This window comes from Mesorhizobium sp. M0698 (assembly GCF_040320455.1).
GTDB lineage: Bacteria > Pseudomonadota > Alphaproteobacteria > Rhizobiales > Rhizobiaceae > Mesorhizobium.
Map to the genome: position 1 here is coordinate 1 of NZ_JAMYPQ010000008.1, position 23,842 is coordinate 23,842.

Consider the following 23,842-nt stretch of genomic DNA (forward strand, 5'->3'; position numbering starts at 1 on the left):
GCGCCGGAGGCGGCGGTAGTAGTCGAACTGCCGTCGCTGGCGAGGAGGGGCGACAGCGCGGTCTTGCCATGACTGCCATCGCTGGTGGTAGCGCCGGAGGCGGCGGTAGTAGTCGAACTGCCGTCGCTGGCGAGGAGGGGCGACAGCGCGGTCTTGCCATGACTGCCATCGCTGGCGGTAGCGCCGGAGGCGGCGGTAGTAATCGAACCGCCGTTGCCGGCGAGGAGATGCGAAAGCGTGGTCTTGCCATGATTGCTATCGCCGGTGGTGGCTTCGGAAGGGGCGGTGGCAGTCGAGGTGCTGCCGCCGGTGATGGTCTCGGCCGGGGCTGTGGCGGTCGAGGTGCCGCCGCTGGAGGTGGCTTCGGAAGGGGCGGTGGCGGTCGAGGTGCCGCCGCTGGAGGTGGCTTCGGAAGGGGCGGTGGCGGTCGAGGTGCTGCCGCCGGTGGTGGCTTCGGAAGGAGCGGTGACAGTCGCGGTGCTATCGCCGGTGGTGGCCTCGGAAGGGACCGTCGCCGTAGAAATGGGATCGGTGGCCGCAGCTTCGGAAGGAGCAGTCCCGGCGGTGCTGAGATTGTGTTGCCGGAAAACGGCCTGCAGTTCCGGGGAGCTCTCAAGCGCGGTGTCGCCTCGCTGTGAACCCCAGGCGTACGCGTACTCGAAGGCGGGTGACGGAACCAGCTTGGCCCAGTGGTCCATCATGGTTTCCATCTGGGCGGCGGTGGGCACGACATATTTGCCACCCATGTCGGTGTTATAGTCGCCACCGCCAAACGTCTGGTAGCCTGGAATGATCTTGCTCGTCGGGATGCCCGATGCCTGAGCGGCGGCAACGAATTTATCGATCATGTTATAGTCGACCGCGCCATCCGTGCGGACAGGATAGACATCCACGCCGTAGTAATCGATACCGGTATTGGCGGGATTGTACGTGTTCGAAAAATCCGGATTCGCGGACGTCCCCAAGCTCATCATCGTGATGTAGGTCTTGGCGTCCGGCACATTGGCGTGAATCCAGTCGGATTCTGCCTTCAGATTCGCGGCGGAGGCGTAGGTGCCCCATTGGCCGGTGGGATCCGGCTCGTCGACAAGGAAGAATCCGAACAGCTTCGGATTGCCGATGAAAGGCGTGATCTTGTCGATAAAGGACGACGTCGCTCCGTCGGTTTCGTTGAGGTAGACCAAGCCCTTCATACCGTCCGGCAGCGCATTGAGTTGGTCAACAGATGAAACGTCGGCCAGATTGAATCCGGCTTGCGAAATTTCCGTGCCCGATCCACCTGACGTGTAATGCAGAGTTGTCATCCAATATTCCTTTTTCTGTTTCGACCGTGCCTACTTACAGACGGCGTATATTAGCGCCAAATCACATACCGACACCCTCTGACAGAAATATTGAGGTTTGAAGTAGGATTGAGCGTTGGAGGGGCGCTCCCTTCGAACTCGTTTCCGCAACGGTATCGACGACCAGCCAAGGATGGTTCTATTCGGGATAAGACTCGGCTAACTTGATCCGACCGTGTGGAGCTTGGCTCGAATGGCGCGGTCGAGAAGCCGTCCGACGCAGGACGGCCGGGAAATCTGAAAACCAGACCAAAAACAAAACCCGCCTAGCGGCGGGTCGTCAGTGCGAATCTGCACCGTACCCAAATTACTAGCATAGCTGCCGGCACAAAGCAAGAACAAAATGTGACACAATCGACGAAGCTGCCGATCTAGACGGCGCTTCTCCGAAATGCGAATGCGCCTCGCAGCCGGCATTGCCGCAACAGCGGTGCCGTGCAACATCGGCGGCTTGGAAGGAACCCCGGTGCTGTCTCGCCTGATCGCCGGCCTGCTGCTCGCCTGCGGATTGACCCACAGATCATGTATTCGCTTGCGCAGGCGTCGTGGGGCTACCCAGTTGCCTTTTCCGCGAGGCGACGGTTGGACTCAAACATCTTCTGCGGCATCCACCGAAAGCTCCTGATCATGACGTTCGCGCGGAAGAGGTTGGCCGGATTGGCCGCGAGGCTGGTGCAAGGCGATATATCCCAGACACCAGGGCGCGGACGAGCGGCTTGCGTACCGGCGTCTCGATGAAGCGCCAGACGATAAAAGAGGCAAGGAGGACCCCGGCCAACACGACGAAGAATGCGGCGTTCTTGCCGACATGAGGCGCCAGCGCGTTAAGCGAAATGTAGCCGATATACTGGTGCAAAAGATACAGCGGATAAGTCAACCCTCCGAGCATCATGATAGCCTTGGATGGAGCAATCACGGAGCGGAGCAATATCGCGCCAGCGAAGACTCCGTAGACCACTATATTGGCAGCGAGGAGGGCCGGATACGAAATGGCTGCGCCAAAGTGCTCCTGCATCCAGTTATGAGAGAACATTGCGGTCTGGCAAGACACCAGGAACGCGACGGCAAGAAACAGGAACGCAGCCGGTGAACGGCCCCTTGCAACGATGTCTTCCGCGAGGATGCCGGCGGCAAACAAAGGCGCATAGTTTGTAATGAAGAGAATGCGTATCACCGGGTTCCCAAAGAAGAACTCGTTGGTTGCCGAAATTGCGAGCCAGATGGCCGCGATGGGTATTTTCCAGCGCTGAAAGGCGCCGGCAAAGATCAGCACTGCAACCCAGCCGTAAAACAGGATCTCGAGCATGATCGACCAGTAGACGCCATCCATGGACGGCCTGCCGAAGAGGCGGGCGAACATGGAAAGATTGGCTACATAGGTTGGAACATCGGTCGGAAAACGCTGATCTTTGGCGACGACGAGAACAACAAACGTCGCGGTCATGCAGACGAGGAATCCGGGATAAAGCCGGGCGAAGCGGGCGACCGCGAATTCCTGCCAGGTTCGACCTTCGGCCGACCACGCGATGACGAAACCGCTGATCAGGAAAAACAGATTGACGCCGAGATAGCCGTAGATGGCGTAAGGTGCTGCGGCAGGATATTCCACGTCGAGATTGCCCGCGATCGCGCCGCCAAAAAGATAGTGAAAGAGCACGACCGCGAGGGCTGCAGCTAGGCGCAGCAGGTCGAGTGATGGCATGCGCGCCGGAATGGCCTTGCCTGCCGGTTCCACAGCTACCTCCCGCAGCCGTTTCAGCTTTTGACAACCATCAGCGGCCTGATCCGCAATACCAGTGCTAACGCGAAGACTGCAAACCGGCGGCAGGTCAAGCCTTTACCTTCTCAAGTACGAACAGCTGCTCGCAGGACAGGAACCGCAGGACGCTAAAAGAGCGTACCAGCTTGAGCCCCGCCGCCGCGAAATCCTGTCGTGCAACGGTGAGATTGACGGGATGAGGCGCCGACATCCTTCCGGTGATCAACTTCCGCAGCCTTAGCCGTATTCTCTGGAGGCGGGTGCCAAGGCCGTAGGATACGATCAGGCGACGGCTGGCAACGCGCGCGAGCTCAATGATAATGTCGCGCCTGAGATGTGGCGGGATAAGGTGAATGAGGCGAAGGCAGACCACCGTATCAAAGCTTTCGTCGGCGAACGGCAGCTGCGTCACGTCACATCGGATGAATCCCCGAAATCCGGATTGACCTTCATATGCTGATTTAGCCAAGGCCATCATTTCCATTGAAATGTCTGCAGCCAGCACCCGACAATTATGCTGGCCCAGCACGCCGGCCAGCTTCCCGGTTCCGCATGGGATATCGAGCACCTGAGATGGAGGCGGGCTGCACCTCTCCAGCGCCTTGGCGATGCAGCGTTGCTCCCGTCGCGCAATGACGTATGACGCAACGGTGGACAGCTTCAACCGGCCTGCATAGCCGTTCAGGTACCAGCTCGCAAAACTCGGATCTTGATATCTCTGTTTTGTCGGGAGCTCATAGGCCGCGACTGCCGCGACCTTGGCGTTGTAATTGGCAGGTATAGCCGTATTTGCCGCTGCCGTCTGATGTGGCTCGAGGTTCTCGCTCATATGCCTGCTTTCATACGATTTCTCCTGCAGATGAGATCGAAGATTTTTGTCCGACACGTTCATTGGATAGCCGACCAAGCTGCCCTATTGGCGATAGAGGGGATAAACGGCCAGTTGGCTGCGTCCATCACAGAGAAGGTTTCCAGAAGGCTGGGTGTCTCGCATCCCTCGAACGGATGAGACATGCCGAACTCATGACTGCCGCGCCCGCGCGGAAGTGTGCTGGGGAATAGGGCTACTGCACACCCCTTTCGGAGACGGAACGGTAAACGGACGGTAGGCAATCCGGAAGGATAGTCACCGAAACGCACTCCTTCCGTTCACGATTTTGGCGTCCGTCGATATCCTAACGTGACCACACCGTCATTCATACGGATGGCGCGGATTCCTGGCTCGTCGGCTAGACATCCCAGGAAGAGATGGGCGTTCGCTTCAGCAAATGGACATGACGTCACTGCCAGTAGGCTTCCCTCAGTCTGGATTGAAAGATGATCTTGGAGCTATTTGGGCCGTCCGGTGCTGGTAAGACGACGTTAGCGTCCGAGCTGGTGCACGTTTTGCGAGCTCAGGGCTACTGTGTTGTTTTGCAGACCGGTGACCGCCGACATCCGGTTAGGAGGGCCGCCTTCAAACTGGTCTCCGGCTTGCATTCAAAGTGGATCGGACAGCGTTCTCTCGGTGCAGAAGTGCTTAAGATTCTTCCACCCAAGAATGAGCTGTGGGCGGCTCGCCTGAACTGGCATCTTGAAGCTCTTCTTCAAGCTTGGCGCGCGGCAATAGCGTCCAATGACACGATCTCAATTTTTGACCAGGGTATGGTGCAATTCGTATGTTCACTGGTTTTGTTCAGCGGCGTAACGGATCGTGAAAGGGTGTCGCGCGCGCTCGAGCTTCTACCCAAACCGGATCTGCTTGTCCGATTGCAGGCGCCAAGGGAAATTCTAGAGGTCCGTCTGAAGGAACGCCGGCGTAACCTCGGTATCATTCAGAAGTTCCTCGAAGTCGATCTGCAGAGCAGTCTTGATCATATTGACCACGTTAATCTCATTGGGGAACAACTTGGATCGTTTCCCGTGCCAACAACTTGCGTCGAAAGTTTAGATTCGAACGGGCTCACAGCCGCCACAGAAATGATAGCGCGTGGAGTAATCGACAAGTTCGGCGCGGCGCGGGCGAAATTTAAAAGAGTTGAAGCTTAGAGAGATGCGGTTTTGAAGCGTCGATAAGAAGATATCCAATAATATGGAAAATCGAATTATTGAAAAGGAACCGCGCGAGTTGACATGACATGCGCTTTTCTCGCTACCAGACTGCCTTGGCGTTGACGTTAGCTGCTGTCAGCGCGATATCCATAGTTATCCACGGGGCGGTGAGTGGAGAAGACGTCGCATCAACAAAGTTCGTCGCGCCGGTAGCCATGGACCTGCCGGATTACCTGCACGCCGCGAAGGATGCGGCATTTGGCACAACTTTCACCCGAATAACCAAACCCGGAATCCTCGGCGCCGGCATCGCATGCGGGAGCAAATATTGCAGCCACCGCTATTCGAGCGCCCAGGCCTGGAATGCGGATCAGAGCCTTCTTGTCATCAGCAACGGCTGCGGCGGCTTATGCTTCCTGGATGGGCGCACCTACGCCCCGCTTTTTCGCCGTGATCGATCGACCGAATGCGAATGGCATCCTCACGATCCCGACCTGATGATCTGCGTCGGTGGTCGGAAAATCTCGACCTGGGCGCCACGCACCAATCATGAGGAGGTCCTGTTTGTTTCGACTGACAGTAGCAATCTCCAGTTCGGGCCATACAAAGGTAATCCAAGCCGAGATGGCAGCCGTATTGCCGTACGCGCGGTTCGCCGGGACGGCAAAGCGGTCGTCTTTGCCTACGATCTCAAACAGCGGCGGAAATTTCCGGAAATCAATCTCGCACAGCTTGTCGGGGCCAACGGCGCCTGCTCAATCTCGCCGCTGGGCGTCAACATCTTATGCATTCAGAACCTGAAAGACGACACTGAACAGACGTTCATCTTTTCTGTTGACGGCGTTCTGCGCCAGAAATGGACTGAGCATCATCGGCCTGGCCATGGCGACATGACCGTCGATGCCGACGGCAGCGAAATCTATGTGGGGATCAGTAAGTCCGATCCAGACATATTCCAGGTGATCAAGCGAAGGCTGTCAGATGGGAAAGTCACCTCGCTCATGAGATATGGTGAAGCACAGCATGCATCGCTCAGGTCGCTGGACAGGCCCGGTTGGGTGTTCCTTACCTATTCGGGCAATCCGGACGAAGTATCGAAATATCCGGCTTGGGCGCCGTATGCGCGGGAAGTCATCGCGTTGCGCATCGACGGCAGCGGAGAGGTCCGGCGCATTGTGCAGACGAAGAACGTTCCATTCGACTACTGGAGTGAGACCCACGCCTCGCCGTCCCCGGACGGTTCACAGGTGATCTGGTCAAGCAATTGGGGAGTACCCGGCGGCCCGGTTTACGATTTCGTCGCCCGTATTGACTGGCCGGAAGGATCAGACACTGGCTCGAGAGCATTAGCCGCGAGCGGTCTTCAATAACAAAACCTTCCGGTCGCCTATGGCGATATGGCCGATCGTGCTTGCTCCATTCACGCTTTTAACGCCTCACGTTCAACTTCGCCGCCATACGGCTCCGTTCGATGTCGATTCATTCAAACGGACGACGACAGTGGCCAAGCCTGCACCTAGCGTGATTGTGCAGTTTGCAAGGCTTATGACACTTGCCGGAATCCTACGAATTACAGCGATGACGTCGGGTGACGGCTTGTATCGCCAAGGGCGCTCGCGCCGGAGCTCACTGTTGATGTCACGGCCGAGAAAGGAATAGCAGATGGATACGGATAAGCGAGCCGAAGAGAATGCCTCTTTCAACCCTGAGTTGTTAGAATGGTTGGTATGCCCAATGACCAAGGGCTCACTTGCCTGGGATTCGGATCGCGATGAACTCGTTTCGAAGAGCGCAGGACTTGCCTATCCGGTTCGCGACGGCATTCCAATCCTGCTAGCCTCGGAGGCACGGACGATCACCTCCCGCGTGGTCAAACTTCGCGCATCCAGACGATGATGGGAGCCGCGCTAAAGTAGGCGGCTTTCCGACGACAGCCAGCAATGACAGGAAAGTGTGCCGCGGAGCGCGAGCCGTTTGTCTGCGGACCACTCTGCGCTCGGCACCCGGGCAGTGCCGACCTCTTTGATGCAACGCGCGGCGACCTGAACCGGCTGGGTACGGCGGCCCGCTGCCGGGACAGGGTTTGCGTCATTTAAACAGACGAGGACAGTGGCAAGACCTGCCCCTACCGTGACCTGGGCGAGATGGGTAGCGAAACCAACACCATGAAAGCAAATTCAAGGGCCGGCCACTTCGCGCGATCGGGCTACAGCGAACGGTCAGGAGACGCAGGATGAATCCGCATCTGGTGTGTGTCGGAGGCGAGGATCATGCCCTGCGAATTCCGTTCTTGATGTCGCTGCGAGAGAAGGGATTCCGTGTTACTGCGGTGTCGAGCGGCGGTGAAGCCGCATTCCTGCGGCATGGCATTCCGCATCGCAGCTACGGTTTCGACCGATTTTCCAGCAGCAGCGGAGAATGGGCCGCCATCAGAACCATTCGAAAGCTGATGGCGGAACTCCGGCCGGACATTATCCAAAGCTTCGACACCAAGCCCAACCTGGTGACGCCACTTGCGGTGCGCGGAAGCGTTCCAGTCGTGCGCACTATCAACGGTCTGGGCTGGACGTTCTCGTCCCTGGAACCGCGCGCCCTTGCCCTGCGCCCAATCTTTTGCGGACTGCAATGGCTTTCGTCGTTATGGACGGCGGCTACGGTGTTCCAGAATCGGGACGATCAGGCATTCTTTGAACGCTACCGACTGATCGGACGCGGCAGCGGACGAGTGATCCGCAGTTCTGGAATCGACGTCGATGCGTTCGCCATGGCAAGGCATCTTGCCCCGTCGGCGATGAAAATGCGCGAAGAGCTTGGGCTCCAATCCGCCGAGATCGTAATTTTTGTCGGCCGGCTAACGCGCCAGAAAGGCATCCCGACACTCCTCAAGGCAGTCCCTCGCATCCTGTCGGAAAGGCCCAATGCCCGTTTCGTGCTTGTCGGCCCATTGGAATCCGAGGGCCCATTTGCAGTGGACAAGGCTGAGATCGATCGACATGTGCCGCATGTCATCGCCTTGGGTCCACGACGCGACGTTCCTGCCCTTCTTGGCATGGCCGATCTGTTCGCCTTTCCAACACAATACCGAGAAGGGATTCCGCGCGTCCTGCTGGAGGCAGGGCTCGCGGGATTGCCTATCGTCGCCTCGATGATGCCTGGTTGCAATGAGGTGGTCGAGGACGGATGGAACGGCCATCTCGTCCCCCCGCACGATGCGAACGGCCTTGCCTCTCGAATTATAGAGGTCCTGTCCGACCGCCGGAAAGGACGGACCATGGGCGCTCGCTCTGTCGAGCTCGTCCGGACGCAGTTCTCGCTGCCCTGGGTGGTCGAGCAATATTGCGATCTCTACGACAATGTCCTTAGTGCCAAATCCCAGGGCGGCTTCGCTCGACCGGCATCGCCGGTGTTGCTTGAAGAGCCTGCTGCAAACCGCGGATCGGGTGGAGCGCGCCGATGATCCGGGACGCGATCCTGGCCTGCGGCGTGGCCATGTCGTATGCGGCGCAGCTCTCAGTTCCGGGCTTGCCCTTCGGCTATGGCGAATTGTTTCTCGCGCTTTGGATCATGCTGTCGATCGGGCGGGTGCTCGCCGGCGGTCACTTGGTAGTCAGGCCCGCCCTGATCCGTGTTGCGGGCTTCTGGCTGATCATCACGCTCGCTCTGGGTATTGGCACCATCGTTGGCTACCTGACCACGGTACTGTATCTGTCGGTGGTGATGCACGATGGGGTAGCCTACCTGCTGCTGATCTGCGTCACCTGCCTGGCCGCCGCGGAGCCCGACGCGGATCGCCGTCTGCGCAGTGCTGCCTGGTGGGTGGTCGCGATTGCGAATGCATGCTTTATTGTTCAGCTGGCACTTGGATGGGGTTGGATCCACCAATCCGGCGTCGATCCCTGGTACTGGGATCGCTTCCGAGGCTGGTCCGAGAACCCCAACCAGCTCGCGCTCTATTGCGCACTCCTTGGTCCGCTCGCCTTGCATCTTGCGACGACTACAAGCAAGCCGTGGGCGAGGTTGGCCGGGCTCAGCAGCCTTATCCTGATCATCTATGTCGGAAGGCTGACGAAGAGTGATACCTATCTTTACACGACGGTCCTGGTCGGCCTGATATTTCTTGGGCTGCGGGTTCGGACATGGCTCGCAGCCGGTGACGGCAAGGTCAGCCTGTCCCGGCAAGTTACCCTCCTGCTGATGATTGGCTTCCTTCCGTTGGCCATGTCGATGACGCCTTACATCGTCACGGAGGTGGGCAGCGTCGAACAGTTCGCCTTGAGTCTTACCAAGGACAAGGGCGGCGAAGCGACCGCCGAAACCGCTGCACTTCGAATCCATCTCTGGGGAGATGCATTGGGCAAGGGCCTAACGTCAGGATCCCTGGGCCTTGGTCCTGGCCCGCATCTGGAGCGCCCGCCCATTTCCTACAGCCAATTTCTGCCCCGGCCTTTCGAGGCTCACAACACGATTCTCGATCTGTACACTCAAGGTGGTTTGGTTGCGGTCCTGGCCCTGGCCTGGATTGTCGGCGCGGCGGCTTTATGCGCATGGCGTGCGAAGCTCGATGCCCTGTTCGTGCTGGTGGTGTCGATCGTCATCTTCGGAATGCCACATCTGATCATCCGCCATCCAATCGTGTGGTTTGCGCTTACCATTTGCCTTGTTGCCGGAACGCCGCGAACGATTTCGGCAACCTCTAGCGACCTGAGGTGATGGCATGTGTGGGATTACCGGAATTCTCCTTGCACCCGATGCCGCCAACATCAAACCGCTCAGGGCAATTGGCCAGATGACGACGGCCCTTCGTCATCGTGGGCCTGATGGCGAAGGCTTCTGGATCAATCGCGAAGCCGGCATTGCCTTCGGCCACCGACGTTTGGCTATAGTCGACCTATCGGAAGCAGGACGCCAGCCGATGCATTCGGCAAGTGGCCGATATGCCATTACCTTCAACGGCGAGATCTACAATTTCCGCGATCTGCGCCGCGAGCTTGAAGACGCTGGCCATCGGTTCCGTGGCGCCAGCGATACCGAAGTGATGCTGTGCGCAATCGAGAGCTGGGGTCTCGACACCGCACTCACGCGCTTCGCTGGCATGTTCGCATTTGGATTGTGGGATCTAAAGACCAGGACCCTCCATCTCGCCCGCGACCGAATGGGCAAGAAGCCGCTCTATGTTGCTGCAACGCGCGATGCGCTCGTTTTTGCCTCCGAGTTGAAGGCAATCCATCGTTTTCCAGGTTTCTGTCAGGAGCTCGATCTCGACGCGGCCGCGACAATGCTTTCGAAAGGATGGGTACCGGGAAACTGTTGCATCTGGCGAGGCGTGTTCAAGCTACCTCCGGGCTCGGTCCTGTCTGTGACGGCGGCGGATTTTGCCGAGGCGCGCAGCGCCGCATCCCTTTCGCAACGCGCCCGACACTGGTGGTCGCTGTCTGAAATCGCCGCGAACGGTCGACAGAATCCAATCGCCGGTACCGACGAAGAACTGACCGATGGACTCGACGATCTGCTTCGACTTGCCGTCCGGGAACGCATGATAGCCGATGTGCCGCTGGGTGCCTTTCTGTCTGGTGGCCTCGACAGCTCCACGGTTGTGGCGCTGATGCAGGCCCAATCGCCAAAACCGGTGCGCACATTCACGATCGCTTTCGGAGAAGGCGGGTTTGATGAGGCTCCCCACGCGGCGGAGGTCGCGCGGCACCTGGGCACCGATCATACTGAACTCCACCTTTCAGCAGCCGCTGCGCGTGAAGTCATTCCGGAACTGCCGCGGATCTGGGATGAGCCGTTCGCCGATGAATCGCAGATACCGACTTTGCTCGTGGCGCGGCTCGCTCGCCAGCACGTTACGGTGGCGCTATCAGGCGACGGTGGCGATGAATGCTTCGCCGGTTACGCTCGTCATTTCATGGCTGCGCGGTTGAAACGACAGCATGCGCTGCCGTCGCCGCTGCGTCACGCGCTTGCTGCAGGGGTCGGATTGCTGGCCCGTGCAGCGCGTCACGATTTCGTCGGCAAGCTGCCGCTTTCGGCGAGTGGACGGCACGCGCTGCGGAGCGACCGGCTGCATCGCCTCGCTCGGCTGCTCGCTGCGCCAGATGAGGACGAATTGCATCGACGGCTGACCGGAGCATCGACCGGGAGCCTCGCACTCCACACGCCGCCCACATCAATTCAAGGGTCCCCCCGGCTTGATGGCCTGCTGTCCCGTCTCTTGTACGACGACATGGCCGGTTACCTGCCCGACGATATATTGGTGAAGTTGGACCGCGCCAGCATGGCCAATAGCCTCGAAGGCCGGTGCCCGCTTCTCGACCATCGGGTTGTCGAATTCGCCTGGCGGCTGCCGGCACATGCGAAGGTCCGCAATGGCAAAGGCAAGTGGCTTCTTCGTCAGCTGCTTAGCCGCTATGTTCCGCAACGGCTGATCGACCGGCCGAAGCAGGGTTTCGATGTTCCCATAGCAGTCTGGCTGAGCGGCCCGTTGCGCATCTGGGCCAGCGATCTAGTCGCCGATATACGCCTCTCCGGAGATGGGATCTTCGACTTTGCGAAGGTCGAAACCTGCTGGCGCGACCATCTTGACGGAAGACAGGATCATTCTCGCGATTTGTGGCCCGCGTTGATGTTCCAGGCCTGGCGCAACGAGGCCGGGCGGTCCGCCGGGCCGGCAACGGGCATGTCCACAGCGCTCGAACTGACAGGAGTATGAGATGGAAGGTTCCATAGTCAGCCGAATTCACCTTCCGCGCGCCACTGAAATGCACGTGCCGACGCGCGAGATCAATCCGCGCATGAGGCCATTCCTGCGCGAACAGGTCGACGCGCAGACCCCCTTCCATCAACTCCTCATTACCATCGCGAGGAGAAAATGGTTCCTGCTTGCAATGGTGATTTTGGGCGGAGTGTTGGCTGGGCTTGCGGGTTTTGTGCGTCCTGTCCTGTTCGAGGCGACCGCACAGGTGATTGTCGATGCTCCTGGCAGGAACGCGGCTCCCGGAGGTGCGGATTCTGCTCAGGAGATGCTGGATGCGAGCATTGATGACCACTTAACCATGCTCTCTTCGCAGGGGCATCTGCGTCGCCTGGTGGCAGCCCTACGCGAGACAAAGATCGGCAACATTGCTGAGCAAGGTGATGTCGGAAATTCCCGCGCCGCCCCGGTAGGCGGCAACCTGCAGAACATACGCACCTTCGCAGCTGGTCTGCTAGAAAGGATTTGGCCGCAGGGCAGGCCGGAGGCGGCCGATGCAGCCGAACTCAAGGCATTGCGGAAGGGCATGAGGGTTGGACAGGAACTGAGATCAAGGGTGATCACCGTCGGCTTCACCGACGACGATCCGGCGCGAGCCGCCCTGGTGGCCAATACGTTCGTCCAAGTATACATCGACGATCTCGCACAGAAGCGCAGGGCGTCAGACAGGCTGGAACTCGCCTCGATCGTCGCCAGCCTGCCGGTCGTACAAAGCGACTTGGCGAAAGCGACCGACCGCCTGGAAAAGTATCGACTGAGCCATGGCGCGGTCGATCAGGGTGCGGCGGATAACGCTGCCAAGGAGACAGCCGAACTTAGTCAGCAGATATCCTTGTCGAAAGCGGATCTCTCAGCGACGGAATCTCGCCTTCAGCACATCGAGGCTTTGCGAGAGGAAGGAGCATCGGTGGCGGCGCTCGCCGAAGCGATCGGGTCTCCGGTATTGGCCGACATGGCGGCCCGCCAAGCCAACGACAATGCGGATGTGGGCCTTAGCACTGCGATCAACGGCGAGATCGAACAAGGCACTGCTCGCATTGCGGCGGAGGGGAACATCTACCGTGCCCAGATCGCTGCTCTGGAGGGCCGTAAGAATGTGCTCGATGCGGTGGTGGCCGACACAGCCGGCCGGCTTTCCGGCTTGCGTGCGCTCGAGCCGCAGGTCAGCATCCTGACGCAGCGATACAACCAGCTTCTCACCCAACAACAGGATCTGGTGCAGCGCATCGCAACTCCCTTGCCCGGGGTCTCGATCCTTTCAGCGGCATGGCCGCCAACGAATCCAAAAACCCTGCCGCCCATCTTTCTTATTCCGCCCGGCATGATCGTGTTTGGCCTCATTGGCGGGGTCTTCGTCTTGGTCCGCAGCCGTCTCAATCAGACCTTGCGCGGCGGGGCCGAAGCTGAAGCCGCGCTCGGGGTCCCGTGCCTGGGGCTGATACCGGAAGCGCCCACATTACACGCGAAACGACTACAGCAGCTGGTTCTCGGCCAGCAAAACTGCAGCTACAGCCGAGCCGTCACTTCTCTCCTTGTCACCGTGGCTCTCAACAAAGCGAGAGGCCGTGCGTCGCACGTCATCCTCGTCACGTCCAGCGTCCGGCATGATGGCAAGACCGAGCTCGCATGGAGCCTCGCCTTGGCAGCTACCCGACTTGGGGGACGAGTGCTTTTTCTCGATCTTGACGGCACGGGCGCCCGCCTCACGAACGAGTTTCTGAACGAATTCGGTGCGTTCAAGCCGCATAAATCCTTTGGAGACTATATGAGCGACCGTTGTCCGCTGCACGACGCGGTCACGGGAATGCCTGAAATTGGAATTGACTTCATGGCACTCGCACCATCAGAGGATCTGCTGCCGCAACTGTCCATGATCGACGGGTCCCTGGTCACAGATGAGCTGCGCTCGATGTACAGCATCGTCATCATAAATGGACCGCTGGGACTTGGAGGACCTGAGGCCAGGCTACTGACGGGCTGGGCTGACGCAGTTCTTTTTGCTGTTCGCTGGGCCAGGACGCGTCGCAGCATCGCGCGTGGTGTTCTGCAGTTGCTGACGGAGGACGAGACGGCTCAGGTCCCCGTAGGCAGCGTTCTCACGCAGGTCAATCTTAGGAAACACGCCGGCTACCGGTTTGGGGACAGCGCGGATCTCTTGCTCGAGAGAACATCATGAATGTCACATGCGGGATTCCGCGTAACGACCGCCACGGCATTCGACCTGTCGAGCGGAAGATAATATCGACGATCTCGCAGTCCGGAGCAGGGTCCGCGGCCAAAGGCGATCAAGGCGATGAAATGCGCGACGCCGGCGCAAAAGACATCGACGATTTCAGCGATCCGAAGCTCGCCCGCTTCCCTGCGGCCTCCGTTGCTCCAACGAATATGGTTTTGCCGCACAAGGAGGACACGGGCCGGGGTCTCGGCTATGCCAGCATCTTCGCTCTTTTGGTCTATATCGGGGGTGCGGGCTTGACCAGCTTGGCGCAGTTATTGATTGCGCGCATCGTTGGCTCCACCAGCTATGGCATCTACTCCTATGTTCTGGCCTGGACCTCGGTGCTTGCCTATCTTGCAACGCTTGGTTTCCACGTATCCTTGTTGCGTTTCGTCTCCGCCTACAGTGCCAAAGGGCGGCTTGACCTGGTACACGGCGTAATCAGGTTTGCTCTGCAGAGGTCGCTGGCGGCGGCGACACTATTCGGCATCGTTGGCGCCGCCTTGATCTTTTTCTTTTCAGATCCTTCTCACAAGGAGCTTCAAATCAGCCAGCTGCTAGGCATGGCAGCAGTGCCTTTGGTCACGGCCTACGCTTTGGGCGCAACACTTGTTCGTGCTTTCGGCGGCGGTGTCTCGGCCCTCCTGCCGGAACGCATAGTGCGCGACGGCCTCTTGTTGACGTTACTGGGAATGGCGGGCTTATCCGGATCATGGACCCCCAACGCACCCTTGGTGATGCAGGCGGTGCTGGCAAGTTCAGCCATCACGGTCGGCCTGGTGTTCGTCATGGCGACAAAATTTCAGCCGCCTGGCTTGCGGCAGGTTCAGCCAGGCGACGAGTCGCGGGAATGGTGGTCCGCGGTTCCGCCAATGATGCTCATGGCTGGGCTCGATGTTTTCATCAGCCGGGCCGGAGTCATGGTGCTGGGCTGGACGCATCACATTCGCGAAGCAGGCATTTTCGCATTGGGATTGAACGTCGCCTTGCTTGTGAGCCTTTCCCTGGTTGCCGTCTCTACGATGTTTGCGCCGACAGCGGCCGCCCTTCATGCCCGAGGCGATCGGCTGGCTCTGCAGCAGCTGTTTTCACGGGCCGCCCTACTTTCCTCTGGTGGGGCTTTAACGATGGCCATCCCGATGCTTGCGATTATTGAACCTCTGTTGAGCTGGTTCGGCGGGGATTTCAGTACCGCGGCACCCGTCGCGCGGATACTCATTCTCGGATATGTCTTTGTCGCGCTGTGCGGACCCCAGATGCTCCTCTTGATGATGACCGGAAACGAATGGGCGGCAGCCGCAACCATGATCGTCGGCGCTGCGGCCAGTATCATAGGCTGTGCCACAGGAATTGCGCTCTACGGCGCGCCGGGCGCCGCAGTGGGCCTCGCGCTTGCGTTGGCGATTTGGAATGTGGCGATGTCGATCTACATCAGCAAACGGCTGAAAATTATCCCTGGGCTGATCTTTGCGCTAACATCGTTCAGAACGCACGCAGTCGAAGGCCAGCGGCGACATTGGTTCCTGCGCTGATTTGAGACCGTCGCGCCCCGATACGCGACGGCATCAGCGTTCAGGAATTTCGAGTCCAGGGTTGTGTCGGATAGAGGCTGGCGAGTGCGGCTTTGTGGCCGACGCGTTACGCGCCGAGTGGCAGATCATCGCCCGACAGGGCCCGCGGCCTACACGGTGGCCTCATTCACCAACGTCTGTTGCCGTATGCTGGCCGCGGCATCCGTTCCATGAAAGTCCCGGTACCATTCGACAAAGCGTCGCACTCCGTCCTCTAGCGGTGTTGCCGGGGCGAAGCCGACGGCCTGGCGAAGATCGCTGACGTCGGCGCGCGTCTCCAGAACGTCGCCAGGCGGCAACGGCACATCCACGCGAACTGCCCGCCTGCCAAGAGCGGTCTCGATGATCGAAATCAGCCGGTTGATCTCCTCGGGCCGGTCGTTGCCGATATTGTAGACGCGATACGGCGCGGAACTTGTGGCAGGGTCGGCGGTGCAAGGGTCCCAATTCGGATCCGGCTGCGGCGGTGTAGCAAGTGCTCGAACCACGCCCTCAGCGATATCGTCGATATAGGTGAAATCTCGCCACACGCGGCCGGCATTGGCTACTTCAATTGGTTTGCTCTCGACGATCGCGCGCGTGAACAAGTAGACGGCCATGTCGGGCCTGCCCCAAGGGCCATAAACGGTGAAGAAGCGCAGTCCGGTCACGGGCAGGCCGAACAAATGGCTGTATGAATGCGCCATGAATTCATTCGAACGCTTGGTGGCGGCGTAGAAGCTGACGGGATGATCGGCGCCGTGATTTTCGGAAAACGGTATGGTTCGATTCAAGCCGTAGACGGAGCTCGAAGAGGCGTAGACGAGATGACCGACGCCATGATGCCGGCAGCCCTCAAGGACGTTGAGAAACGCCACTATATTCGATTGCACATAGGCGTGCGGGTCAACAAGTGAATGACGCACGCCGGCCTGAGCCGCGAGATGGACGAGGTGTGAGGGGCGAACGTTTGAAAACAGCAACTGAACGCGCGCGGCATCCGCCAGATCCATTCGTACCGGCGTGAACTTCGCCTCGCTACAGAGGCGTGCAAACCGCGCTTCCTTGAGCCGCAGATCGTAATAGGGCGTGAAATTGTCGACGCCCACGACTTTGACACCAAGACGCAAAAGCCGTGAGGCCACGTGAAAACCAATGAAGCCTGCGGCGCCGGTGACGACGATCGGTCCTGTCCGTGCAAGTTTCTTCACCGCGCGGTCCGAACGGGATCGAGCGATTTCCATCTTCTCCGCTGCGGCAAGGACAGAATCGCTGCATAGATCGTTGTCCACTTGTCGCCTTTCGAAATCCGTTCGACAGTACCGAATAGCCGGTCCGGGATTGCGGCTTCCGATATTTACGCTGGCGCATCGAACCTAGTGGAGTGCGCAATGCGGTGCACGACCTGCCAAGTCATGACACGCCAACTTGCGTAGTTTGAATCCCGGGCGGATGCCGACGTCCGGCGATTGGATCTAAGTGGCCGGCCTTACGGCAGGACCGAAATACGCCCAAGAAGGGCCACCAGTTCCGCCTGGCGTTTTGTTTCGGTCTTGGCGAACAGCGAGGCAAGCTGGGAACGGATCGTGGTGCGGCTGAGACGCCAGCTGCGAGCGATCTCCAAAGGTGCGTCGCCCTGGGCCAAGCGCAAGGCGAGGTGCGTTTCTGCGCTCGTCAAGCCAAACATTCTTTGCAGCGTCCGAGGATTTGGCCCCGACCTGTTGTCGCGATCCAGCAGCGCCACAATGCTCGTTCCGTCGGGAGCGATAACGCCGTTCTCGTTCAGTATCACCGGTCGGTCGCCCCTGCTGCGGATCACCACCCAAGACAACGAGCCCGGCAGGAATTGGCCCGGAACATTCGCGATCAGCCGCCTTAGGGCGGCCGTAAGTCCGCTCGCCGTGTCGGCCGCTTCGCCCTGGCGCTCAAGCGTGGTTTGGGCGGCTGCGTTCCACTCGACTACTTTTCTTTCGCGATTCAGCACGAGATAGCCACAGCCAATGCGATCAAGCACGCCGGTTATGGATTCCAGACTGCGGCCTTTTGGTTCGGCGAACCTTGCGTCCAATGGATCCGATGCGCGATCGGGAAGGTGACCAGAAGAGGGCCGCGTATTCCGCGCTTCAAAATCATACTTGGTCCTCGTAACAATGTACCGATTGCTCGAAGAAGCATCGACCTGTCTATCGATCAGATTCATTTTCTACCCCTAACCCAAAGTTTCACACGCCCGAAATAAGTATTCGGGATTCATGTAGTCTTCTATGTGTAGCTGGATTCTAGTCTTCTATGCGCTGACGGATAATACGTTCATCACCACCTTGAAAACTTAATATGATCCGACAGTTCTAAGGCAGCTCTTAGGCCCCGCTGCGTCCGATAAAATGCGCGCTATGATAGCGGTATGGCAATCCGGCAGTGGTACTAAGCTGTACGTTTTTTGCTCTAGTCTCGACGGGCTAGTCAGAAGGTTGTAGTCTGTGTCCATGAGCTCGCAGTCGCGCAGGTCGAATTCGAACCCGTCGGGCAGATTGCTAACTCATATTGCCTCTGCATCGGTGTTAGCTGCCACACTGATATTTGAAATAAAATCGTCAGCCTATATTGGGCAAGGCGCCAGTTTTCTGGAATTTATTCCGGCTATTATTATTATCGCCTATCTCGAAGACCGCGTACCGGCGCTCGCTGCGACCATTCTGATGGTGGCTGTCGGGCTGTGGGCACGAGGACACGATCAGATTTCAAGTGGAGATTGGGCACGCGCAATCCTGCTTCTGGTTTCGGGTGGCGTGATTGCCATGACCTTCCATCGTCTGCGGCAGGACTTGCGTGAGTTGCTGGAAGTCGCGGAGGCCAGGCTCGCTGCCGTCGAGGCGACCGAAAGCCGCTATCGTTGGGCCTTCGAACGTGCTGCCATGGGATTCGCGAACACCAACAAGAAAGGTGAGTTGCTGCAGTCCAACAGACGCCTTTGTGAGATGACCGGGTACAAGGAGGAGGAGCTTGCCCAACTGCAGCTCGATACGCTCGCCCATCCGAACGACCGGGATACCTTGGCGCAATTGCTGGCGAGGCTGGGCAATGACATTTCTTCGTTCGTTTCGGAGGTGCGTCTGTCACGAAAGGACGGTACGGCATTCTGGGCCAGGCTAACGCTTTCTTCGTCCGTGCCCGAGGGTGGCCTCTCGGAGAGCATCTTCGTGGTGGTCGACGATATTTCGGAACGACGCGCTGTTCACGAAGCGCTTCGGGCCCAGAAGGAATGGCTGGACCTCGCTCTGTCTGCTGGACGCTTGGCCACGTGGCGCATAGACCTTAAAGGCGGGATAGTCACGGGCTCGGACACGTTCTGGGACATTCTCGGCCTGGCCCAGGCCAATAGCCGCAGTTTGGAGGAGCTGTCAGCTGTCGTTCATCCGGCGGACTGGCCAAAGCTGGCGGCATCGAGAAAGGCCGCACCATCGGTCACGAATTACGATGTTGAGATACGCGTCCGCCGACCGGACGGACATATCCGCTGGGTTGCGCTGCGCGGAAGGGAGGAAAGACATGATGATGGTGGACAGCGGCTTGGAGTGGCTGCCGACCTGAGCGAGAGACGACAAACCACGCTGCTGCGCGCCGCGGCAAAGAAGCGGGAGCGCATCATGCTCGAACAGCGTCACAGATTCGGCAACGTTTTCGCGGTGATCACGGCGCTCGTGAAAATGGTCGATGTTCCCGGAAACAACGTCGCCAAATACAAGGAAATGCTGATCGACCGGATACGCGCGCTCGAGGCAACCCATCTGCTTCTTTCACGCAACGGCAGCGTATCGGGGGCGATAAACGATCTCGTTGCGCAAGAATTGCACCCATATATTGGAACACGTGCGATATCGGTCAGCGGTCCTTCCGTGGCGATGTCGGGAGGCGCCGCCGAGAGTTTTGCAATGATCGTTCACGAGCTTGCCACCAATTCCATGAAATATGGAGCGCTTGCCGATCCAAAAGGCCGGATCGACGTAAGCTGGACGTTCGCACCTGAAGAAACAGGCAGCGATATCGTGTTCGAGTGGGTGGAATCGGGGCGGCGTAGGACCTCAAGCGTAGTCCGTCATGGCTTCGGTTCCATGATAATCGGAGTGGATGGAGCGCCGCTTGTCGGTCACTCTCCCAGGCTGGAAATATCGGACCAAGGGTTGCGGTATTCGCTGCGGCTGTCACGCAAGGAAATCGGATTGTAGTGCAGTGCTCCAATCGGAAAGCAGATATCTAAAGGCGGGTCGCGCTGAGCGGCCTTTGAGATGCGCAGGGTTCCTTCCAAGAATGTCGTCGGCCCAAAGCTGCGCCGCGGCTTTGGGATATGCAGTAAAATGCATGAGGAGTCTTGGGACGCCGTTTGCACGTCCAAAAGGACGCGCGGCGCTCTAGCTGGCATGTCTCGAAAGCCAAGTCTTCAGCATAACGGCAGCCTCGGTCCGATTGCGTACCCCCAATTCACGCAGAACGGCAGCAGCGTGGATTTTCGTGGTCGCCTCTGCGATTTCCAGATCGCGCGCAATTTCCTTGTTTGAATAGCCTTCCGCCATCAGCTTGAGGACTTCCTTTTGCCTCGAAGTCAGCCTGCCAAGGTTGACGCCAGCGGTACGCCTCTGTGGGCCTTTGTCGTCGGAATGGGTATGCGCGTGGGTTGTTTGCGTCGCTCCCGGGCGTGACAGAAGTGCAGGAACATAGATGCGGCCGGAGAGGATTTCATTGACGGCCAAAACAACCTCTTCGTCCGTCTGCGATTTTACGATGTAGCCGTGAAGCCCGATCGACAGAGCCGTGAGTATTTCCGAGCGTGAATCGTTTCCGGAAACGATCGCAAATCGCGTGTCCGGATAGGCAGACAGGATCCCGCCGAGCACTTCTTGATTGAACAGGCCCGGCATATTCAGATCCAGGATCGCAAGATCCACGAACGACTGCTCTGCCAGCAAACTGAGCACCGCGTCGAAACAGGACGCTTCAAAGATCTCCACACCTGGAATGCCTGCGGTCAGTGCCAATCGCAAGCCGCGACGATACAAGCCGTGATCGTCGGCGATGACGATTCGATACATTGAACTACCCCAACGCCTATCTGAATGGATTGAACGGTAATGGCCTGAAAGTCGTGGCCATCATCTCGTCGATTCATCCAGCCGACGCTGCGGCACCCCCAACACCGCAAACGCCAGATTTCTAATATAATCTTAAATGACGGGAAACGCTCCTCTTTTTTTGCCCCTTGTGAGCGAAACCCGCCGAACGTCGTCGAACATACGTTCTGACCTTTTGGACAGCTGACAGACCGGCCGGTCGTTCAGCAGTGCTATAGGTCTAAAGATATAGAACAGCAAAACGGCTGAATTGTTACCATTCGAATGCACGACGACATCCACCCTGACGGCCACATACCATCCAGATGCAATGTCCGGATCAGGGGACAGTGGAGAAATCTCACCGGTCTTCTACGGGAAATCTCACCGGTTCTTCTGAGGGGACAAGAACGCGTTTCCCGGGTGCTGACCAGGGCAGGATAGCCGGCCCGTGACGATAGCGTTCAGGCCGAATGAACAAGGGAGGACCAGGATGAAAGCGGTTATTCAATGTGGAGGAATGGGAACACGCCTCCGCCCCTTCACTTCGGTCTTGCCGAAGCCGCTCATGCCGATCGGGGCACGGCCGGTTCTCGAGATGCTTCTGAAATGGTTGCGACGCAACGGCATTCAGGAAGTTTATATTACAACCGGGTATCTCGGCCACTTGATCCGCACCGTGTGTGGAGATGGCTCGCAGTGGAACCTGAAAATTCGATATACGCAGGAGATGGAGCCGCTTGGCACCATCGGGCCACTGTCTTTGATCAGGGATGAACTGACGGAGCCATTCATCGTTCTCAATGGCGATGTCCTCACGGATCTAAGCCTCAGTCGATTTGTAGCAGCGCACCGTAAGCACACCGATCCAGTGACGATCGCAACAGCCTGTCGCCTGATCAAGATGGATTTCGGCGTCATCGACGAAGTCGACAATACCGTGCAGGTCTTTCGCGAGAAGCCGACGCTTTCGCATCTGGTCAGCATGGGAATTTACTGCATGAACCCGGATGTTCTGCAGTTTATCCCATCCGGCATACCCTTTGGGTTCGACGACCTGATGCTGCAGATGATGCAGAACGGCACAACCGTGCACGTGTACAAACATGAGGGTCTCTGGCTCGATATCGGGCGCGTCGACGATTTTCAGAACGCACAGACCATTTCCTGGGAAGACCAGTCGGCCTCGATCGAGGTCACTGCGACGGCTGCATGATGAAGTCACGAGCCCGGTTCCCACAGTTATCAGTCTAGGAGGTTGTGATGCTCTTGGTCAGTGCCCCGATCTTGGGTGTGCCGGAGAAGACTGCTTTGACCAAGGTCATCGACAGCGGCTGGCTGACCATGGGGGAGCAGGTACGAGCCTTCGAACAAGCTTTTGCCGACGTTCATGATGCGGAGGATTGCGTCGCGGTCAGTTCTTGCACCGCAGCGCTTCATCTCATTTTGCACGCACTTGGCATCGGACCGGGCGACGAGGTGCTGGTGCCATCCTTGACGTTCGTGGCGACCGCAAATGCGGTCCTCTATGTCGGTGCGACGCCGGTTTTCGTCGACATCGAGTCAGCCGACGTGCCGCTGATGTCGATCGTAGAAGCCGAAGCGAAATGCACGGCCCGCACCAAGGCAATCATTCTCGTTCATTTCGCCGGCTACCTCGCCGATCGGGAACAATGGCAGAGGCTCGCCCGTGCCCGGGGGCTGCACATCGTCGAGGACGCGGCGCATGCGCCGGGCTTGAAGGAGGTGGGGACATTTGGTGCCGCAGCCGCCTTCAGCTTCTACGGCAACAAGAACATGACCACGGCGGAAGGCGGGGCTGTGATCGCCAGGGATGCCGGTCTGCTCGAGACAATCCGCCAGGCGCGTGGACATGGGATGACCACCGGGACGCGTCAAAGGCTGAACAGCCGCACCCCTCAGTATGATGTCACCATGCTCGGATTCAACTATCGCATGGATGAATTGCGGGCTGCGATCGGACTGGTCCAGCTGCAAAATCTGCAGGAGTGGAATGAGATCAGGCGTATCCTGGTCATGCTGTATCGCCGTCTCATAGCGAAGCATTGCCCGGCCGTGACCATCCCGTTCCACGAGCCGCGGACGTCGGCCTACCACATCATGCCTATCCTTTTGCCACGTTACGCCGACAGGCAAGACGTCATCGACGCACTGCGCGGGCAAGGGATACAAACCACTATCCACTACCCGCCGGTGCACCAGATGACGCTCTATCGTGAGCTCATTCCCGGTACTCACTTACCGCGCACTGAAGATTTCGCGCAGCGCGAACTGACTGTACCGCTGCATCCGCAGATCACCGCGCCATTGGTCGAATCGGTAGTCGTCGCTCTTGCCGCGGCGGTCAATAATTGCGCTCAGACAGGAACAGCCGCATGAATGCCCTGGACCTAGCCATTCACCGGTCTAACGTCTCGAGCGCCGCCCATGGGTCTGCGAGACGAGCAATCGATCTCGTCATTGCGGCAGCCGCGGCGATCGTCTTCGCCCCGCTGATGCTGCTGATTGCCGTGGCGCTGCTGCTGGAAGGCGGTCGGCCCATCTTCTTCACACAGACCCGCGTCGGGGCCGGTGCTCGCCCATTCCGCATGTACAAGTTCCGCAAGTTCAGCGTGCAATGCGACCCCGGTGGCTTGGCTCTGACCATGGCCGATGACAGCCGCATGACGCCGATAGGACGGTTCCTCGCCGTCACCAAGTTCGACGAACTGCCACAGCTTTGGAACGTCTTCAGAGGCGAGATGGCAATCATCGGGCCACGCCCGGAGAGCCTTGCCTTCGCCGATTGTTTTCGCGGGGGCTTCGAAGACGTTTTACAATACAAGCCAGGCTTGCTGGGTCCAGCCCAGGTTCTCTTCCGGCATGAAGCCCGTTTCTATCCGCGATCGGTGGACCCGCTACTGTTCTATCGCCAGGTTCTGTTTCCTGCCAAAGCCAGGCTCGACCTTTCCTATTATCCGCAGCGCACGATCGGCTCCGATGTTGTGTGGATGGTGCGCGGCTTGCTGGCGGTGCTTGGCGTGGTTTCGCCGCCGCCGATTGGACCTTGAGAGCAGGTGGG

General features: G+C 58.7%; 18 protein-coding genes. 12 read left to right on the forward strand and 6 right to left on the reverse strand.

Annotation, left to right across the window (positions count from 1 at the left end):
* The 3 genes from NKI16_RS17575 to NKI16_RS17585 all read right to left on the reverse strand — a co-directional run.
* A partial coding sequence (locus tag NKI16_RS17575; RefSeq protein ID WP_352843334.1) for a calcium-binding protein occupies positions 1 to 1,304 on the reverse strand: 1,304 nt, incomplete at its 3' end.
* Between the two features lie 664 nt (positions 1,305 to 1,968).
* Entirely contained in the window at positions 1,969 to 3,078 is a 1,110-nt protein-coding gene (locus tag NKI16_RS17580) for an acyltransferase family protein (protein ID WP_023675605.1), read from the reverse strand.
* A 94-nt stretch (positions 3,079 to 3,172) separates the two neighbouring features.
* On the reverse strand, positions 3,173 to 3,994 hold the full coding sequence (locus NKI16_RS17585) for a class I SAM-dependent methyltransferase (protein ID WP_084640985.1): 822 nt from the start codon (positions 3,992 to 3,994) through the stop codon (positions 3,173 to 3,175).
* Positions 3,995 to 4,419: 425 nt separating this feature from the next.
* On the opposite strand from NKI16_RS17585, the gene NKI16_RS17590 reads away from it, so the two are divergent.
* The 8 genes from NKI16_RS17590 (at position 4,420) to NKI16_RS17625 (ending at position 15,637) form a co-directional block, all read left to right on the forward strand.
* Positions 4,420 to 5,130 carry an AAA family ATPase gene (locus NKI16_RS17590; RefSeq protein WP_023675607.1) on the forward strand — a complete coding sequence of 237 codons (711 nt, stop codon included), beginning with the start codon at positions 4,420 to 4,422 and terminating at the stop codon, positions 5,128 to 5,130.
* Between the two features lie 89 nt (positions 5,131 to 5,219).
* Entirely contained in the window at positions 5,220 to 6,503 is a 1,284-nt protein-coding gene (locus NKI16_RS17595; protein ID WP_023675608.1) for a hypothetical protein, read from the forward strand.
* Positions 6,504 to 6,795: 292 nt separating this feature from the next.
* Positions 6,796 to 7,029: a Trm112 family protein gene (locus tag NKI16_RS17600; protein WP_023675609.1), complete on the forward strand. Its 234-nt coding sequence runs from the start codon at positions 6,796 to 6,798 to the stop codon at positions 7,027 to 7,029.
* Between the two features lie 337 nt (positions 7,030 to 7,366).
* Positions 7,367 to 8,590, forward strand: a complete 1,224-nt coding sequence (locus NKI16_RS17605; RefSeq protein ID WP_023675610.1) for a glycosyltransferase family 4 protein — start codon at positions 7,367 to 7,369, stop codon at positions 8,588 to 8,590.
* Complete coding sequence (locus NKI16_RS17610) at positions 8,587 to 9,843, forward strand: O-antigen ligase family protein (protein ID WP_023675611.1); 1,257 nt, start codon at positions 8,587 to 8,589, stop codon at positions 9,841 to 9,843. Before NKI16_RS17605 ends, NKI16_RS17610 begins: the two co-directional genes overlap by 4 nt.
* Before the next feature lie 4 nt (positions 9,844 to 9,847).
* Entirely contained in the window at positions 9,848 to 11,845 is a 1,998-nt protein-coding gene (asnB, locus tag NKI16_RS17615; RefSeq protein ID WP_023675612.1) for an asparagine synthase (glutamine-hydrolyzing), read from the forward strand.
* A gap of 1 nt (position 11,846) precedes the next feature.
* Positions 11,847 to 14,063: a GumC family protein gene (locus NKI16_RS17620; RefSeq protein ID WP_023675613.1), complete on the forward strand. Its 2,217-nt coding sequence runs from the start codon at positions 11,847 to 11,849 to the stop codon at positions 14,061 to 14,063.
* Positions 14,060 to 15,637: a lipopolysaccharide biosynthesis protein gene (locus NKI16_RS17625; RefSeq protein ID WP_023675614.1), complete on the forward strand. Its 1,578-nt coding sequence runs from the start codon at positions 14,060 to 14,062 to the stop codon at positions 15,635 to 15,637. The genes NKI16_RS17620 and NKI16_RS17625 overlap by 4 nt, the downstream gene beginning before the upstream one ends.
* 149 nt (positions 15,638 to 15,786) lie before the next feature.
* Here the strand turns inward: NKI16_RS17625 and NKI16_RS17630 are convergent, their stop codons facing one another.
* Both NKI16_RS17630 and NKI16_RS17635 read right to left on the reverse strand, forming a co-directional pair.
* Entirely contained in the window at positions 15,787 to 16,899 is a 1,113-nt protein-coding gene (locus NKI16_RS17630; RefSeq protein ID WP_051406099.1) for an NAD-dependent epimerase, read from the reverse strand.
* A gap of 245 nt (positions 16,900 to 17,144) precedes the next feature.
* Positions 17,145 to 17,855 carry a helix-turn-helix transcriptional regulator gene (locus NKI16_RS17635; RefSeq protein WP_023675616.1) on the reverse strand — a complete coding sequence of 237 codons (711 nt, stop codon included), beginning with the start codon at positions 17,853 to 17,855 and terminating at the stop codon, positions 17,145 to 17,147.
* Between the two features lie 286 nt (positions 17,856 to 18,141).
* On the opposite strand from NKI16_RS17635, the gene NKI16_RS17640 reads away from it, so the two are divergent.
* On the forward strand, positions 18,142 to 19,881 hold the full coding sequence (locus NKI16_RS17640) for a PAS domain S-box protein (RefSeq protein ID WP_023675617.1): 1,740 nt from the start codon (positions 18,142 to 18,144) through the stop codon (positions 19,879 to 19,881).
* A 183-nt stretch (positions 19,882 to 20,064) separates the two neighbouring features.
* On the opposite strand, the gene NKI16_RS17645 is transcribed toward NKI16_RS17640, so the two are convergent.
* Entirely contained in the window at positions 20,065 to 20,742 is a 678-nt protein-coding gene (locus tag NKI16_RS17645; protein WP_023675618.1) for a LuxR C-terminal-related transcriptional regulator, read from the reverse strand.
* A 511-nt stretch (positions 20,743 to 21,253) separates the two neighbouring features.
* Between NKI16_RS17645 and NKI16_RS17650 the strand changes: the two genes are divergently transcribed.
* From NKI16_RS17650 to NKI16_RS17660, 3 genes are read left to right on the forward strand one after another with little or no spacing between them, the layout of a single operon-like run.
* Complete coding sequence (locus NKI16_RS17650) at positions 21,254 to 21,976, forward strand: nucleotidyltransferase family protein (RefSeq protein WP_023675619.1); 723 nt, start codon at positions 21,254 to 21,256, stop codon at positions 21,974 to 21,976.
* 47 nt (positions 21,977 to 22,023) lie between these two features.
* On the forward strand, positions 22,024 to 23,160 hold the full coding sequence (locus tag NKI16_RS17655) for a DegT/DnrJ/EryC1/StrS family aminotransferase (protein WP_023675620.1): 1,137 nt from the start codon (positions 22,024 to 22,026) through the stop codon (positions 23,158 to 23,160).
* On the forward strand, positions 23,157 to 23,831 hold the full coding sequence (locus tag NKI16_RS17660; RefSeq protein ID WP_023675621.1) for a sugar transferase: 675 nt from the start codon (positions 23,157 to 23,159) through the stop codon (positions 23,829 to 23,831). The genes NKI16_RS17655 and NKI16_RS17660 overlap by 4 nt, the downstream gene beginning before the upstream one ends.
* The last annotated feature ends 11 nt before the right edge of the window (positions 23,832 to 23,842 follow it).

Bases quoted from the DNA above. Each gene is read 5' to 3' on its own strand.
- NKI16_RS17630 (WP_051406099.1), bottom strand. From the start codon at position 16,899: ATGGAAATCGCTCGATCCCGTTCGGACCGCGCGGTGAAGAAACTTGCA.
- NKI16_RS17590 (WP_023675607.1), top strand. From the start codon at position 4,420: ATGATCTTGGAGCTATTTGGGCCGTCCGGTGCTGGTAAGACGACGTTA.
- NKI16_RS17655 (WP_023675620.1), top strand. From the start codon at position 22,024: ATGCTCTTGGTCAGTGCCCCGATCTTGGGTGTGCCGGAGAAGACTGCT.
- asnB (WP_023675612.1), top strand. From the start codon at position 9,848: ATGTGTGGGATTACCGGAATTCTCCTTGCACCCGATGCCGCCAACATC.
- NKI16_RS17610 (WP_023675611.1), top strand. From the start codon at position 8,587: ATGATCCGGGACGCGATCCTGGCCTGCGGCGTGGCCATGTCGTATGCG.
- NKI16_RS17605 (WP_023675610.1), top strand. From the start codon at position 7,367: ATGAATCCGCATCTGGTGTGTGTCGGAGGCGAGGATCATGCCCTGCGA.
- NKI16_RS17650 (WP_023675619.1), top strand. From the start codon at position 21,254: ATGAAAGCGGTTATTCAATGTGGAGGAATGGGAACACGCCTCCGCCCC.
- NKI16_RS17620 (WP_023675613.1), top strand. From the start codon at position 11,847: ATGGAAGGTTCCATAGTCAGCCGAATTCACCTTCCGCGCGCCACTGAA.
- NKI16_RS17640 (WP_023675617.1), top strand. From the start codon at position 18,142: ATGAGCTCGCAGTCGCGCAGGTCGAATTCGAACCCGTCGGGCAGATTG.
- NKI16_RS17635 (WP_023675616.1), bottom strand. From the start codon at position 17,855: ATGAATCTGATCGATAGACAGGTCGATGCTTCTTCGAGCAATCGGTAC.
- NKI16_RS17660 (WP_023675621.1), top strand. From the start codon at position 23,157: ATGAATGCCCTGGACCTAGCCATTCACCGGTCTAACGTCTCGAGCGCC.
- NKI16_RS17585 (WP_084640985.1), bottom strand. From the start codon at position 3,994: ATGAACGTGTCGGACAAAAATCTTCGATCTCATCTGCAGGAGAAATCG.
- NKI16_RS17600 (WP_023675609.1), top strand. From the start codon at position 6,796: ATGGATACGGATAAGCGAGCCGAAGAGAATGCCTCTTTCAACCCTGAG.
- NKI16_RS17625 (WP_023675614.1), top strand. From the start codon at position 14,060: ATGAATGTCACATGCGGGATTCCGCGTAACGACCGCCACGGCATTCGA.
- NKI16_RS17595 (WP_023675608.1), top strand. From the start codon at position 5,220: ATGCGCTTTTCTCGCTACCAGACTGCCTTGGCGTTGACGTTAGCTGCT.
- NKI16_RS17645 (WP_023675618.1), bottom strand. From the start codon at position 20,742: ATGTATCGAATCGTCATCGCCGACGATCACGGCTTGTATCGTCGCGGC.